The organism is Xanthomonas bonasiae (genome assembly GCF_014836395.1).
Taxonomy (GTDB): domain Bacteria; phylum Pseudomonadota; class Gammaproteobacteria; order Xanthomonadales; family Xanthomonadaceae; genus Xanthomonas_A; species Xanthomonas_A bonasiae.
In genome coordinates this window covers 1-15,607 of record NZ_JACSQX010000005.1, presented here as the reverse complement: position 1 = coordinate 15,607, position 15,607 = coordinate 1, and the positions used below count along the sequence as shown (strand labels likewise).

At 67.5% G+C, this 15,607-nt stretch carries 10 protein-coding genes; 2 read left to right on the top strand and 8 right to left on the bottom strand.

Annotated elements, in window-relative coordinates; translation table 11 throughout:
* Positions 1-161: 161 nt before the first annotated feature.
* From H9658_RS09020 to H9658_RS08985, 8 genes are all read right to left on the bottom strand, one after another.
* Positions 162-1,547 carry a peptidoglycan-binding domain-containing protein gene (locus H9658_RS09020; RefSeq protein WP_191825106.1) on the bottom strand — a complete coding sequence of 462 codons (1,386 nt, stop codon included), beginning with the start codon at positions 1,545-1,547 and terminating at the stop codon, positions 162-164.
* A gap of 49 nt (positions 1,548-1,596) precedes the next feature.
* Positions 1,597-2,142 (bottom strand): lysozyme inhibitor LprI family protein, encoded by a 546-nt coding sequence (locus H9658_RS22900; protein ID WP_318241261.1) that lies wholly within the window; start codon positions 2,140-2,142, stop codon positions 1,597-1,599.
* Positions 2,143-2,497: 355 nt separating this feature from the next.
* Positions 2,498-4,480, bottom strand: a complete 1,983-nt coding sequence (locus H9658_RS09010; protein ID WP_191825105.1) for a peptidoglycan-binding protein — start codon at positions 4,478-4,480, stop codon at positions 2,498-2,500.
* A gap of 167 nt (positions 4,481-4,647) precedes the next feature.
* On the bottom strand, positions 4,648-5,433 hold the full coding sequence (locus tag H9658_RS09005; RefSeq protein WP_191825104.1) for a hypothetical protein: 786 nt from the start codon (positions 5,431-5,433) through the stop codon (positions 4,648-4,650).
* A gap of 403 nt (positions 5,434-5,836) precedes the next feature.
* Positions 5,837-6,754 carry a hypothetical protein gene (locus H9658_RS09000; protein WP_191825103.1) on the bottom strand — a complete coding sequence of 306 codons (918 nt, stop codon included), beginning with the start codon at positions 6,752-6,754 and terminating at the stop codon, positions 5,837-5,839.
* 131 nt (positions 6,755-6,885) lie between these two features.
* Positions 6,886-7,695, bottom strand: a complete 810-nt coding sequence (locus H9658_RS08995; RefSeq protein WP_191825102.1) for an N-acetylmuramoyl-L-alanine amidase — start codon at positions 7,693-7,695, stop codon at positions 6,886-6,888.
* 118 nt (positions 7,696-7,813) lie between these two features.
* Positions 7,814-9,409: a serine hydrolase gene (locus tag H9658_RS08990; RefSeq protein WP_225209856.1), complete on the bottom strand. Its 1,596-nt coding sequence runs from the start codon at positions 9,407-9,409 to the stop codon at positions 7,814-7,816.
* 95 nt (positions 9,410-9,504) lie between these two features.
* Positions 9,505-12,297: a TonB-dependent receptor plug domain-containing protein gene (locus H9658_RS08985; protein WP_191825101.1), complete on the bottom strand. Its 2,793-nt coding sequence runs from the start codon at positions 12,295-12,297 to the stop codon at positions 9,505-9,507.
* Between the two features lie 386 nt (positions 12,298-12,683).
* On the opposite strand from H9658_RS08985, the gene H9658_RS08980 reads away from it, so the two are divergent.
* Positions 12,684-14,078, top strand: a complete 1,395-nt coding sequence (locus H9658_RS08980) for a C40 family peptidase (RefSeq protein WP_191825100.1) — start codon at positions 12,684-12,686, stop codon at positions 14,076-14,078.
* Positions 14,075-15,178: a dipeptide epimerase gene (locus H9658_RS08975; RefSeq protein ID WP_179567824.1), complete on the top strand. Its 1,104-nt coding sequence runs from the start codon at positions 14,075-14,077 to the stop codon at positions 15,176-15,178. Before H9658_RS08980 ends, H9658_RS08975 begins: the two co-directional genes overlap by 4 nt.
* The last annotated feature ends 429 nt before the right edge of the window (positions 15,179-15,607 follow it).

Here is a 15,607-nt window from a genome sequence, read left to right as displayed (position 1 = left end):
ATGGCAGGACAAGCGAAATCGAATGCCGGTGCGAGCCACAAGCGACTGCGCCGCGGCGGCTCCCTGCTGCACGAGAGACACTGGCCACCAGCCCGGTGAACCCGAGCTGGTGCCTGGTGCAACGCAGTTGGCGCCGGCGACAATCGCCGGCGCCATAGGCCTCAACGTCCTTGCGACGGTGCCGATTGCGCCTGGGTGCGCTGCTGGTCCTGGGTCTGCTCCTGCACCTGCGCCTGGCGCTGGGTTTCGGCCGCCAGCTGTTGCTGGCTCTGCTCCAGCGGCACCGTGGCGGCCTGCTGCCGGTCCACGTAGGCGCGGTTCACGTCGTGCGGGTTGTTCGGGTTGCGCTCCACCGCGATCATGCCCTTGCCGTCGGTGCTGTGCACCAGGTCGTCGATGCGCGACATGCCGTTGACCTTGGCCTCGAACGCGACCTGGCCGGCCGCGCGCTGCATCTCCTCGCGGCTGCCGAAGCCGCCGTTCGGCCCCTGCTTCTCCAGTTGCTTGACCGCCTGGTCGAACATCGGATTGTCGCGGCGCAACTGGTCCACGCCCTGCTGCCGCTGCAGGCTCTTGTCGATGGAGGCGAGCGTCTCCGGGCCGGCCTTGCCGTCCACGCCCTTGAGCCGGTTGTCCTGCTGGAATTTCTCCACCGCCGCTTCGGTCTTCGGACCGTAGGTGCCGATGGCGTCCTTCGCGTCCAGGTAACCGAGCTTGGACAGCTTCTCCTGCATGTCCTTCACCGCAGCACCCTGCTCGTTGCGCTTGAGCACGCCATCGCCGTTTTCTGCATGCGGGCCATTGCCGCCATGCGCCTTGTCCGCATGCGAGGTGCGCTCATGCTTGGCCGGCTGCTCGCCGGTCCGGGTCACCGTCTTGTCCTGGTCGGCCAGCTTGAGCAGGTCCGCCTTCTCGTTCTCGGCGCGGTTCTGCAGCGAATCCAGGGTCTTCTGCTTCTCCACCCGCGGGAACAGCCCCTTGACGTGGTCGGCCTTGTAATCCTGCACCGCGCCGACGATGTCCTTGTCGGAGAGCTTGGACAGGTCGTAGTCCTTGCCGAACTTCTCTTCCATCCCCTTCAGGAACACGCCCGAGCCGCCCGGCTTCTTGTCGCTGCCGGGGCCGTACTGGACCGCCGTGCTCCACAGCGCGTCCTGCACCGCCGGACCGCGGTCGGACAGGTCCAGGCCCTTGTCCTTGAGCCGATCGACCAGCTTGTCGTAGTGCGTGCGCTTGATGTAGTCGTGCTGTTCCTGCGCGAAGCTGTCGTCGGTCCTGGCCAGCTCCTTCCACTTCGCGCTGAAGTCGACCGAGCCGGGCTTCAGGCCGGCGAAGTCGTCGGCGTACTTGCTGTCCTTCACGAAGGCCGCGACGGTGCCGCCCACGATGACCGTGCCTTCCTTGGTCTTGACCTGCGAGGTCATCTGATAGGAACCGTAGGACACGCCGCCGGGATCGTCGATGCCGGAGGACACCGTGCTCGCGCCGCGTCCGCCGGTTTCGTAATGCTTCGAGGTCTGACCCAGTTCCCAATCCTTGTCGCTCATCGTCCATCTCCTTGTCTAAAAAAGTTCATCGCAAAAACCACTGCAGCAATCAGCGCGCTTCCAGTTCGTCCGCGCGCTTGGCGGTCATGTCGAGACGGCACTCGGCGGCATCCACGCGCCCCGCCTGCCCGCTGTCGGGATCGTAGAAACACTTCTCGTCGCGATCGGCGATCCACTTGCGCTGCTGCTCGCGCAGCGCGTTCTTTTCCGCGTCGCCCAGCTTGGCCATCAGCGCCTTGTAGACCGTGTTCAGGCGGCCATCCTGGTACGCGTATTCGGTGTCGATGCAGTCCTGCATCGTCGGGGTCACGCCTGCGGCGGCGCTGATGCAGGCGTCATAGGAAGGTCGCAGCACGACGTTTTCTCCTGAAGGTTTCGATGGTGCGGCGGCGGCATCCGCCTGGGTGGACGGCGCGCTCGGCGCTTGCGGATTCGCCGCAGGCGCATCGCTCGCGGGCGGTGCCGATGCTGGCGCTGGCGCTGGCGCGGCGGATGCCGCAGCCGGCGCCGGCGCGGAAGACCCGCCGTTGCATGCTGCGGTCAGACCGCAGAGCGCGAGCAGGCAGGAAAGGGGAAGAACCTTGACGATGGCCACTGTTGGAATTCGCCTTGTGGTGATGCGTGTAAGGGAGGGCAGTTCTAAACGATCGTCGAAACCGTGTCCATCGGATCGCCGGATTGCCACGACACCGCTACACGGCCGTTCAAACAACGCAGACAGTCTGCCGACAACGTCTCGACGAGCCGCAAGCGACTTGCATCGGCAACGTCCACTTCACGGGCACGATCGAGGGCTTCGCACGCGGCACCGGCTCGATGCCGCGTGCGCCGCCCAGCAGGAACGCCATGCAGTTCCGAACGCGCGTGGACGCCAGTCCGATCGATGACCGAACCGGCATCGGCTGCCATCCGACACGCCCGCCGGCGGCAGCCGATGCTGGCGACAGGCATCAGCGCGTCGGTGTCTGCGACTGCGTCTGGGTGCGCTGATCCTGGCTCTGCTCCTGCGCCTGCCGCTGGGTTTCCGCTACCAGCTGCTGCTGGCTCTGTTCCAGCGGCACCGTCGCGGCATGTTGCTTGTCCACGTAGGCGCGGTTCACGTCGTGCGGGTTGTTCGGGTTGCGCTCCACCGCGATCAGGCCCTTGCCGTCGGTGCTGTGGACCACGTCGTCGATGCGCGACATGCCGCCGACCTTGGCTTCGAACGCCACCTGCCCGGCCGCGCGCTGCATTTCCTCGCGGCTATTGAACCCGCCGTTCGGGCCCTGTTTCTGCAGCTTCTCCAGAGCCTGGGTGAACAGCGGATTGTCGGCACGCTGCGCCTCGGCGGCGGCCGGGTTGAGCTTGGCGTCGGTCTTGCCCTGCGTCTGCAGCTTGCTCAGCGCATCGAGGGTGAGCTTGTCGGCGATGCCGGTCGGCTCGATGCCCTTCTCGCGCTGCAGGTTGGCCACCACTTCCTTGGTCTTGTCGCCGTAGTAGCCGGTGCCGGTCAGCAACTTGCCGCTGTTGTCCTTGATGCCGAGTTCGATCAGGCTCTGCTGCATCGCCTTCACGTCGGGGCCCTGCTCGCCCGGCTTCAGCGAGGTGCGCGCGTCATGGCCTTGGCCGTGCGTCTGCGACTGCGTCTGCTGCCTGTCCTGCAGCAGGTCGCGTGCCTTGGCCAGCGGATCGGACGCGAACAGCTTGGCGTTCTTGTGGCCGGCCAGATAGTCGTCCAACGGCATGGTGTTGACGCCCTTGCTGCCGCTGGACTGGCTGACCAGCAGTTCGCCGTTCTTGGGATCGCGCACCACCATCAGGATGTGGTCGATGCCCTTCCAGTGGTCATGCCCTGACTTCTGGCTGGCATCCACACCAATGACCATGCCTTCCTTCAGCGCGCCAGGCTTGAACACGTCCTGGCCCTGCAGCAGCACGCCGGAACTGTCGAAGGCCTTCTTGACGATGCCGCCGGAACCGTTCATGCCTTGCGACAGCATGTCCTGACGGCCGAACACGGTATGGCCGGCCTTCTGGTTGATTTCCCGCATCGTGGCGTTCTGCAGCTCGGACACCCAGCCTGAGCAATCGATGTAACCCTGCTCCAGGTGCTTGCCGTCCACGCCGGGGTGGTAAAGCTTGTGGCCCTTGATATTGATCGCGTACTGCACGTCGTCGTACTTGATGCCCATCGCGTGCGCGGCGGTGAGCTGGATGCCGGCATGCTCGCCCTGCTGTTTGGCGGCGGCGGGCGTGGCCTGCGCGGCAGCCTGCGGCGCCTGCGCGCGCTGCTCGGCGTGCTGGGCCGGAGTGGCCTGGGCCTGGCCCTCGGTGACCGGCTTGATGCCCTTTTCCGGGATCGCGATGTGGTCGAACTTGGTGTCCCAGTACTTCAGGAACGTCTTGGCCATGTCCTGGTCGGACATCTTCTTGAACTCGGCCAGCGAAGATCCGGTGTAGGCCTCGAACTGCCTGGCCCCGGCCGCATCCTTTTCGCGCGGTACGTTGTTGAGGATGTTCGGACGCGTGTCTTCGCGCGCGAAGCTGCCGGTGGCGACCGCGGCCTGGATCGAGCGGTAGCCGCCGGCGCCCTGCTGGTGCGCCATGTACATGTCCAGGCCATCGGGCTGCGGCTTGCCGGACAGGTACGGACGGTGGTCCTTGTCGTGCTGCCGGGTCAGCGAATGCTGGTTGTCCTGGTACAGGCGCGCCGCGGCGTCGGTATTGGCCACTGCATCCAGTTCGCGGCCGCTGATGCCGTAGGCCGCTGCGGTGCCGGGGGTGAACTGGAACAGGCCCTTGGCGCTGTTCGGGCCGCGGCTGGCTTGCTCGTTGAACTTGCCGCCGGTTTCGATATAGGCGAAACGCATGAAATCGTCGACCGGAATGTGGCGTTCCTTGGCCTCACGCTCGATGATGTCGAGGTTCTCGGCCTTCGTGTAATCGCGTGCCATCTCGTGTTACTCCTTGAGGTTGATATACGGCGGCGTGCGCCGACAAGGTCAACCGAGCTCGTCCGTGAGCTTGTTAGTGCGCGGTCAACAAAACAATTCGGGTACTGCGGGGAATGCGTTCTTGCTGCTGCCGGTGCGCCGATCGGCGGATCGGCGCGCCGGCGGATTCATGGGCCATCTTTCGGCAGGTACTGTCCGCTCGCCTGGTCGTACGCATAGACCACCGCGTCGGATGCATCGAGCATGTGCGCCCTGCCGGGACCTGCGATCGCGGTGCCGCTCAGCGCCACGCGCAGAGCAGGCATGGGTTCGCCCGGTACCGTCTCGAAGCTCAGCGTGCCGACGCTGGAGACATGCGGGACGACGCCTTCTTCGTCGCTGCTGGCTTCGTTGTCCTCGCCGGCGGCGACCGTTCCCAGGTATACCCAGCCCCGGTAGTCGCCCAGGTCGTTCTTGTCCGGATCGAACGTGAACAACGCGAAGCTGGCGCTGGTGACGCCATTGCCGAAGCTCGAGGTCGGCACCGCCAGCAGCAAGTGGCCATTGTCCAGGACGTGCTGCTGCGGCTTGCGCGTCTCGTCGAGCGCATCGGCGCGCTCGTAGCCGCCGAAGCTGCCGACGTACTGCTGCGCATGCCACAGCATCCACGGCCGCTCGCTGCCGGGCGCGGTCAGCAGGAACGTGGCCTGGCTGATCGACACGCCTTCGCCCGGATCCGGAAAGGTCTCGGTGTCGTCGTTGCCGTACTTGTTCGGCGTGGCATAGGCGAAGCCGGTGTAGTAGTGCTTGCCGTCCAGATCGAAGTGCTGACCGTGCCAGAAGCTGGCCACGGCGCCGTTGTCGATCTCGTACGAGAGGGCGCCATCGCCGTCGATCCCGTAGATCAGATACAGCACGCTGCCCGGATAGGGCGGCGCTTCGGTCGCGACGGCGAGCTTGTTGTCATTGGACATGTGCAGAACATCCTGTATTCGTTGAAGAAGCCGAAAAACACTCCTGAAAATCCCGACACGCCACGCCGCCGTATCCGGATGCCGCCATCTTGCGCATCGCAGACACAGCGCGACCTACGCGGACGAAGAACTCCTCGCAGGCGCGGCTTCGGACAGAGAACGGTGGATTGCAATCCGGCCCCAAAGCAGGGGCGGTGATGGCGTTCGCGCATGGCGAACCGCAAGCCGGCGATCCACTCCGGCATTTCGGGCGAGTGCAGCATCCATTGCCGCTCGCGAATGACTCGCCTGATCATCAGGCCCCGTGCCGGCATCTTACCCAGTTCCATTGCCGGCTACCAGCGGGCAGCGCCCCTCCGCGCCTGCCTCCGACCGGCCGCGGCGCGGGCCGGTCGGCGGGTGTTCAGCGATCCAGCGGCGGCGTGTACTTGCCCTTGGCCTGATCGTAGGTATAGGTCGCCACGTCGGCGGGGCCGAGCGTGCGGACCTTGCCGGGGCCGGCGATGGCGGTGCCGCTCATGGCCACGCGCAGGCCCGGCAGCGGCCCGGTGCCGGGTTCGAAGCTCAGCGTGCCGGTGCTGGACGCGCACTTCATGGTGCCCTGATCGTCGCAGGCCGCGCCGTTGTCTTCGCCGGTGGCCACGGTGCCCAGGTAGACCCAGCCCTTGTAGTCGCCCAGGTCGTTCTTGTTGGGGTCGAAGGTGAACACGGCGAACCCCGAGCTGGTGATGCCGTCGGCGAAGTGCGTGGTCGGCAGCGCCAGCAGCAGGTGGCCGTCCTTGGTCTCGGTGCTCTGCGGCTTGCGCTTCTGGTCCAGCGTATCGGCCTTCTCGTTGCTGCCGAAATCGCCGGCCCATTGCTGGGCATGGAACAGCGTCCAGGTCGGCTTGCCGTCGGTGCTGTCGAGCACATAGGTGGCCTGGCTGATGCTCACGCCGACGGCGGGATCCGGGGTGTTCTCTTCCTCCGACTTGCCGTACTTCTCCGGACCCGCATTGGCGAAGCCGGTGTAGTAGTGCTTGCCGCCGAGGTCGAAGCGATAGCCGTACCAGAAGCTGGCCAGGGCGTTGTTGTCGATCGTGTAGGACGCCGAGCCGTCGCCCTTCATGCCATAGATATCGGCGAGCACCTGCCCGGGCGCCGGCACCTCGACGCCGACCGGCTCGGGTTGTGCGGCCGCGGACGCGGGTGCAGGCGCGGCGGCAGCGGTCGCCGCGGGTTGCGCCTGCGTGCCTGCCGGCGCGGGGTCGGCGTGCTTGTCCGTGCAACCGCCGATCAACAGGAGCGTTGCCGCCCACAGGGCTGTCTTTGCGAGCCTCATCACTGCGTCCTTTGGAGTTCTTGGCGCGCTCATGCTACCAAGAACGCGTTGGCTCCAATGGATGCCGCGCCAGGTCGGCGCGGCGCCACAGGCGTGGTCGCCTGCATGCAGTGCCGGACGACCCGGCAACGCTACGGCACGTCCTGTTCCTGCGCCGGGGTCGGCTGCGGCTGCGATCGCGCCTGCGCCGGCTGGGTCAGTGCATGGAGAATGCGCAGGTCCTCGGCATCGAACGCGGTGGCGTCGTTGCCGCGGTAATGGTGGTGGAAGGCGCGCAGCGTGGCCGCGCGGTCGTCGATCGGATAGCCGATCAACGCCAGTGCCTGCCATGGGTCGAAGCCGGGCGGCGCCGCGGGCGTGTCCGCGGCGGGCCAACGGCCGAAACCGGCGTCGGCGAGGCGCTTCCACGGAAACAGCGGACCCGGATCGACCTTGCGCGTGGGTGCGAAGTCCTCGTGACCGACCACCTGCGTGCGCGGGATGCGCAGGCGCGTGCACAGGTCCTCCAGCAACAGCAGCAGGCTGTCGATCTGCGCGGCGGCGAACGGGGTCTTGCCGTCGTTGTCCAGTTCGATGCCGATCGAGGCGGAATTGATGTCGGTGATCGTGCCCCAGCGCCCGGCGCCGCCATGCCAGGCGCGGCGCTCGTCGCTGACCAGCTGGTAGCGCTTGCCGTCGCGACCGATCAGGTAATGCGCGCTGACCTTGCCCTTGCTGTTGTGCGAACGCAGCGTGTCCAGGCTGCGCTGCACCGAGTCCTGGTCGGTGTAATGGATCACGATCAGGATCGGCCGGCGCAGATCCTGGTTCGGCGACGGCACCCACTCGGCCAGCGGATTGCGCTGCGGCGCGTGCGCGCAGGCGCCGAGCAGGGCGACCAGCGCCAGCGGTGCCAGCCAGCGGATGCGGGGCGATGCGGGAGGGGGGAAGCGTCGGGTCATGGAGAAGATTCCGGGGCATCTGACAGTGAGCGGCAAGCGCAAGCAATAGCAGTATCTGGAAATTTGGTGAACGAGATGCTTGTTGTGGGAGGGACTTCAGTCCCGACGGGCCTTACCGCTAAAGCGTCGGGACTGAAGTCCCTCCCACAAGATCAGGACAGGATCCCACCCGCACGAACGCCAGGTCGGCATAGTCGTAGCTGAAATCCGCGTTCGGATCGACATGCGCCAGTTGCATCCGTTGCACGCCGTCGGCACCGACAGCGAAGTCCAGCCACGGCTCGGCATCGACGCTGGCGTCGTCCCAGTCCACCAGCCAGCGCGCGCCGGCCTGCATGACCCGGCCGCGCAGCAGCGGCGACTTGCGCGCCTGGAAGCGCAGCAGTCCCTGCTGCGGGCAGAGCACGACCTCGCCGAACCACGGATCGCGCCACACGCCTTGCCGATCGCGCGAGGCGGCGCTGGCGACCGGTGTGCGCGCAGACGTATCCACTGCGGCAGGCGCCGCCTTGTCGGCCTGCGCACGCGCGCGTTCGAGCAACGTGGCGTAGTGCACGACATCCAGCGCACGCTCGCCGGGACGGGTGAACTGCTTGAGCAGCGCCTCGCCCAACACGGTCCGCATCTCGCCGCCCTCGCCGTTGCTGAGGATGACGAAGCCGCTGCGCCGATCCGGCAGCAGCACCAGCGCCGAATACATGCCCATCAGGGTGCCGGTGTGCGCGACCTGCCACTGCCCGTCCACGTCGGACAGGCGCCAGCCGTAGCCATAGCCGTACAGGCGCGTGCCGTCCCAGTCGCGCATCTGCGCCGAGATCGGCATCGGCGTGTGCAGCGTCCACAACGCCTGGCGCTGCGCCGGCGACAGCCAGGGCGCAGTGCCGGTGTCGGGCGACAGCCAGGCGCGCATCCAGGTCAGCATGTCGTCGAGACTGCAGCGCACGCCGCCAGCCGCCATCGACGGCGTATCCGCGATCCGCGCCGGGTCCGCGCGCACCACGACGTTGGCCTCGCCCTGGCGCATATGCGGCTGGGCGACGTTGCCGACCGCGTCGCGCTCCCAGGCGCCGACCTGGCAGCGGCGCATGCCCAGCGGCGCGAACACCTGCTCGCGCAGCAGTTGCTCGTAGGGCTTGCCGCCGGCGCGCGCGGCCACTTCGCCCGCGACCACGTACAGCAGGTTGTCGTAGGCGTAGTGCGCGCGGAAGCTGTGGGTCGGCTTCAGGTAGGCCAGCCCGGCGATGATGTCGGCGCGGCCGAACGCGTTGGGTTCCGGCCACAGCATCAGATCGCCGGCGCCCAGGCCCAGGCCGCTGTTGTGGATCAGCAGGTCGCGCACCTGGATGTTGCGCGTGACCCACGGATCGTACATGCGGAATTCCGGCACATACCGGGTCACCGGATCGTCCCAGCGCAGCTTGCCGGCATCGACCAGCCGCGCCAGCAATGCGGTGGTCATCGCCTTGCTGTTGGAGGCGATCTTGAACAGCGTCGCGCCATCGATGCGCTCGCCGCTGCCGGCACGCAGCTCGCCGGCGCTGCGCGTGTAGACCACTTCGCCGTTGTCGATCACGCCGACTGCCAACCCCGGCAGCCGGTAGCGGGTCATGGCCTGTTCGAACAGGCGGTCGAGCTCGGCGCGCGGCGGCGGCGCGTCCGCAGCGCCAGGCGCGGCCGCCGCCAACGCCGGCAACACCAGGCAGACCGCGAGCAACGCGCTGCGCAGGCGTCCCGCGCTTGCAATGCTGCGCGATGGCGTCCCCGGTCTCGTCGACTCCAGCGTGGCAGCGTCGCCTCGCACGCGCGCCCTCAAAAGGTGTAGGTGAAATTGGCGTACAACTGCCGCCCGATCGCACTGTACACGCGCGGGAAGTACGGCCAGGCGGTGTAGGTGTCGTCGCGCGGATGGATCTTGTCGAACACGTTGAGCACGCTGATGCCGAGCGTGGCCTTGTCGGTGATCCGCTTGGCGATGTCCGCGTTCCAGATCACGTACGGCGCCACGCGTCCGCTCTCGGCGTAGTTGGGACGCGAGCCGTAGCGGTAGCCGTACAGGCTGGTCGACCAGTCGCCGACGCTCCAGTTCGCACGCCAGTTGGCGCGGGTGCGGAACGCCAGGTAGTCGACGTCGTTCATCACGTCCACCGGCCTGGCCCCGGCGAACTGCGCCACTTCCATCTTCAGCACGCGGGTATAGCCGGCCTGCAACCCGAACGCACCCCAGTCGCCGAGGTCGAAGCTGTAGCGCAGGTTGGCGTCCACGCCGTCGGTCCGCATCAGCGACTGGTTGATCGGGAAGGTCTCGAACGCGGTGATCTGGCCTTCGGCGGTGAGGTCGGTACCCGGGCTGCGGGTCACCGACTGGATGTAGAACTGGCAAGCCGCCGATGCGGTATCGACCGCATTGCCGGCGCGGTCGCTGCCGAGCAGGCAGTTGGCGTTGTTCTCCAGCAGGGTCTCGCTGGAAATCGACTCGACCCGGCCTTCCAGTTCGATGCGGTAGTAGTCCGCGCTCAGCGACAGGGTCGGCAGCACGTCCCACACGAAACCCAGCGTGGTCGACTTGCCCTTCTCTTCTTCCAGCAGCGGATTGGACGACTGGGTGGAAAAGGTCTGGTATTCGTGCGCGGCCGAACAGGCATCGGACAGCGGATCCAGGCCGTCGCGGCGGCACAGGTATTCGTCGGTGACGGTGGGATTGTTGGCGCTGGTGCCGGCGTAGATCCACAGCAGGTCCGGCGCGCGGAAACTGGTGGCGTGGCTGCCGCGCAGCAGCAGGCTGTCGAACGGCCGCCACTCCAATCCCGCCTGCCAGGTCGCGGCATCGTCGACCGCGGTGATGTCGTCGTACTTGTCGTAGCGCGCGGCCAGCGTCGCGCTGAGCCGGCGGAAGATCGGCACGCGCAGTTCCAGACCTGCGGCGTAGCGGTCGCGCGGGCCGCCGCCCGGGGTCTGGGTCAGGTTGTAGATGCGTTCGCTGCCGGTGTAGTCCACGGTGGTGCGCGGATCCGGCGCGAGGTCGTACTTCTGCCGCGCCGCCTCCAGCACGGTGGCGATCTGCACCATGCCGGCCGGCAGGGCGAACAGGTCGCCGCTGAACACGAACTGGGCCTGGTCGGTGCTGGATTCGCCGCGGCTCACCACCTCGGTGGTGAGCTGGTCGTACAACGCCGCGCTGCCCGGCGCAAACAGTTTGTCGGCGTAGAACTCGCGGATCTCGGTGCCGTCGGGCCGATAGCCGAGCAGCGGCCCCATGTAGTAATCGCGCACCGCGTTGGTGAGGAAGCGCGGGCGCCGCGTGGTGATGTCGTAGCGCGACATCGACACGCTCGCGTCCCAGTCGAAGCGGCCGTCGAACAGCTTGCCGCGCACGCCGGCGTTGAGGTTCCAGGATTTCTCGTCGTACTCGATGTTCTTGATGCCGCCCACTTCCGAGGGCAGGAAGATGCGCTGCGCGGTGACCAGGCCCAGGTCCGGATCGTAGACGGTGAACGCGCCTTCGCCGATGTAGTAGTGGGTCTGGCTGGAGCTTTCGTCCTTGGAGCGGTTGGCCAGCACCTGCGCATAGCCGGTGACTTCTTCGCTGAAATCGAAACTGCCGGACAGATACGCGGACGTCTTGCCGTAGCCGTTCTGCACCGAGCGGCCTTCGTAGTAGCCGAACGCACCGCAGCGGTTGGCCGCGGCCAGGCTGTCGGCGGTCTTGTACGGCCTGAATGCCGGGTTGGTCGCCGCACACGCCGCGTCCAGCGCCCCGGCCGACGTGGACAGCGCGCCGCCGCTGGGCCACAGATAGGTATTGCCGCGACGCAGGTAGACGCCGGAAATCGAGGCATTGGGGCTGGACGGATCGGCCTTGTTGCCGGGGTGGTCGTCGTACGAATCCAGGAAGTCGCGCTGGCTGGCGACGATGGCTTCGCGGTCCAGGCGTTCGAACGCGTAGGTCAGGCTCCAGCGATCGCCGGTACGCCCGCCGCTCCATTGCAGCTGGCCGCTGTCGCCGCCGCCGCGCGTGGTGGTGCCGCCGCGCAGGCGCAGCGTGTCGCCGCTGAAATCGCGCTTGGTGATGATGTTGACCACGCCGGCCACCGCGTCGGAACCGTAGATCGCCGAGGCGCCGCCGCTCATCACCTCGATGCGCTCCACCGCCGCCGCCGGAATGCTGCCCAGGCTGACCGCGGTGCCGTTGGCGTTGTAGGACTGCGGGTAGTCGGCCATGCGCTTGCCGTTGAGCAGGATCAACTGGTAGCCGGGCCCCAGGCCGCGCAGGTTGAGGTACTGGCCGTTGGGCGAACTGCCGGTCTGGTCGCTTTCGTTGAAGGCGCTGCCGCTGAACTGGGTCAGCGTGCCGAGCGATTCCCACACCGTGCTGAAGCCCTGCTTCTGGATGTCCTGCGCGGTGATGACGGTCACCGGCGCCGGCCCTTCCACCTGCGAGCGCGCGATGCGCGAACCGGTGACGGTGACCTTGTCCAGGTCGCGCGTGGCGACGGCGGTGTCCTGCGCCGCGGCGAGCGGCGGCAATGCGCATCCGGCCAGCAGCGCGAGCGCGAGGCGGGACGGTCGGACGTGGCAACGGGAATGCTGGACTCGGATGGGCATGCGGCTCTCTCCTGCAATCGACGACGGACGCTGACAACGGCGCCCCAAGTCGACGCAGGCCGGCAGCCGGCCGCCTTCCCTGGGCACCCACGCGGACAACATGGCGCACGGCCGTAGCACGGCGCCGTTCTCTGTACTCGCTACTTTCCCCAGGTGCGGATGCCCAACAGCGCCCCCTGCGACGTACGCCCGTGATCCCCAGGCCAGCGCCTCGCTGCTGACGGGAACGGCGCCTGTCGCCTCCGCTTCCTCGCCCCTGCGTTTCGGGTGTAGCACGCTGCGAAATCGCATGTCAATCGCGCATTCTTGACAAGCCCCATCGAGGAAAAGACTATTCGGAAGCCGGCGCGCAGCGGTCCGGCATTCTTTCCACCGCCCGGGGTCCGATGAATACGATGCGTGGCCTGTGCCTGTTACTGGCCGCCGCATTCAGCGCGCCCATCGCCGCGGCCAGCGTCGCCAGCGAGGCGCCGTTCCAGTTGCAGGCCAGCCAACTGCAGGCGGAGTACTGGATCGCGCGGTTGCCCGATGCGCCGCGCCCGCTGCTCGACGCGGCGCAGGTGCAGGCCTTCAACGCGCACCTGCTGCGCCACGATGCCTCGATGCACGACCTGCAGGCGCTGCCCGAGCGCTACAGCGCAGCGCAGGTGCGCGCGCAAGTACTGGCGCTGTCGGCACCGCCGACGCGCACGCTCTACGACGCGCACGGCGCCGCACTCGACGCCGCGCAGCTGGCCGCCCTGCAATCGGCGCTCGCCCTGGATGCGATTCCCGCGCAGGTCGCGCCGCGCTACGCGCTGGTGGTGCGCCGCGCCGATCTGCGTACCTTCCCGACCCGGCAACGCGTTTTCAGCACCCGCGACGACCACGACATCGATCGCTTCCAGGAATCGGCGCTGTATCCCGGCACCGCGGTGGCGATCCTGCATGCCAGCCGCGACGGCCAGTGGCTGTTCGTGCTGGCGCCGAACTACGCGGCGTGGATCGCGCGCGAACGCGTGGCCGAAGGCGATCGCGCCACGGTGCTGGACTACGCGCAGCGCACGCCCCGGCTGGTGGTAACCGGCGCGCGCGCGCTGACCGCCTTCACCCCGGAATTGCCCGCGGCGTCGCACCTGTCGCTGGACATGGGCAGCAGCCTGCCGCTGCTGCAGGACTGGCCGGCGCAACAGGCGGTCAACGGCCAGTCGCCGCTGGCCGCCTACGTGGTGCAACTGCCCTTGCGCGACGACGATGGCCGACTGCGGCTGGCGCCCGCGCTGGTGCCGCGCGGTGCCGACGTCGCCGCCGCGCCGCTGGCGGCGACGCAACGCAACCTGCTGCGGCAGGCCTTCAAGTTCCTCGGCGAACGCTACGGCTGGGGCAACGACTACGACGCGCGCGACTGCAGCGGCTTCGTCTCCGACATCTACCGCAGCCTGGGCATCGCGTTGCCGCGCAATACCGGCGACCAGGCGCGCAGCCCTACTCTCGCCAGCGTGCCCTACGTCGCTGCCGCGCCGCTGGCGCAACGGCAGCGAACGCTGGCGCGACTGCAGGCCGGCGATCTGGTGTACATCCCCGGCCACGTGATGATGGTGATCGGCCACGACCGCGGCCACACCTGGGTGATCCACGACGTGGCCGGCGCCGGCTACCGCGACGCGTCCGGACAGTTGCAGCGCGTGCGCCTCAACGGCGTCTCGGTGACGCCGCTGGAGCCGATGCTGCTGGGCGACGGCACGCCCTTCATCGACCGCATCACCCGCATCCAACGCGTCCGCCCGTTATCTATCGAATGAAGATCACCGACATCCAACTGGGCATGCTGCGCGTGCCGTTGAAGACCCCGTTCAAGACCGCGTTGCGGACCGTGGAGACGGTCGAAGACGTGGTGGTGCTGGTGCATACCGACAGCGGCCACATCGGCTATGGCGAAGCGCCGGCCACCGCGCCGATCACCGGCGACACCCACGGTTCGATCATCGCGGCGATCGACCGCTTCATCACACCGCGCCTGATCGGCGAGGACGTGGCCGACCTCAACCGGATCACCGGGCGGATCCAGGGCGCGCTGGAGCGCAACAGCAGCGCCAAGGCCGCGGTGGAGATCGCGGTCTACGACCTGTGGGCGCAGCTGTACGGCGCGCCGCTGTACAGGATGCTCGGCGGCGGCACGCCGGCCATCACCACCGACATCACCATCAGCGTGGACGCCATCGACAAGATGGTGGCCGATGCGCTGTCGGCGCTCGCGCGCGGCTTCGCGGCGCTGAAGATCAAGGTCGGCAAGGACATCGACGTGGACATCGCGCGGGTCAAGGCGATCCACACCGCGGTCGCAGGCCGCGCCTCGCTGCGACTGGACGCCAACCAGGGCTGGACGCCGAAACAGGCGGTGTACGCGATGCGTGCGCTGGAAGACGCCGGCGTGGCGCTGGAGCTGCTGGAGCAACCGGTCAAGGCCTGGGACATCGACGGGCTGAAGTACGTGACCGAGCGCGTGAACACGCCGGTGATGGCGGACGAGAGCGTGTTCGGGCCGGCGCAGGTGTTCGACCTGATCCAGCGCCGCGCCGCGGACATCGTCAACATCAAGCTGATGAAGACCGGCGGCCTGTCCAACGCGATCCGCATCGCCGACATCGCCGCGCTGTACGGGGTGGAGTGCATGATCGGCTGCATGCTCGAGTCGAGCATCAGCGTGGCGGCGGCGGTGCACCTGGCGGTGGCCAAGGCGGAGGTCATCACCAAGGTGGACCTGGACGGCCCGTCGCTGGGCCTGTTCGACCCGGTGCAGGGCGGAGTGCTGTTCAACGACTCGCAGATCACGATCACCGACGCGCCGGGCCTGGGCATCCGCGAGATCCGCGGCCTGGAACTGCTGCCGCCGCGCGGGTGATCTGGGCGCGCTGGCGCCTGCGCTGCAATGCGCACCGCCGATGCATGCGACAGCTTCCATCGCGATCGCGCTTGCCATCACCACGTATCGCTGTGACGCCATTGCGCGCCAGGGCGAACAACCACCGGGACTTCGGCACACGCATCTGAAACGCTAAACAGATCCCGGTTGCCACCTGCTTTTGCTCTGCCTCTGCTCTGCCTCTGCTCTGCCTCTGCTCTGCCTCTGCTCTGCCTCTGCTCTGCCTCTGCTCTGCCTCTGCTCTGCTTCTGCTCTGCTTCTGCTTTGCTCTGCTTTGCTGTTGCTTCTGCTGTTGCTTTTACCGGGTTCCCTTCCGCAGCGGCGGATGGACCGGGGAAAAACCCGAAGGGCGGCGCACATGGATGTGCGCCGTTCGCGGCAGGGGCAGGATGCCCCTTCCGCGAATCC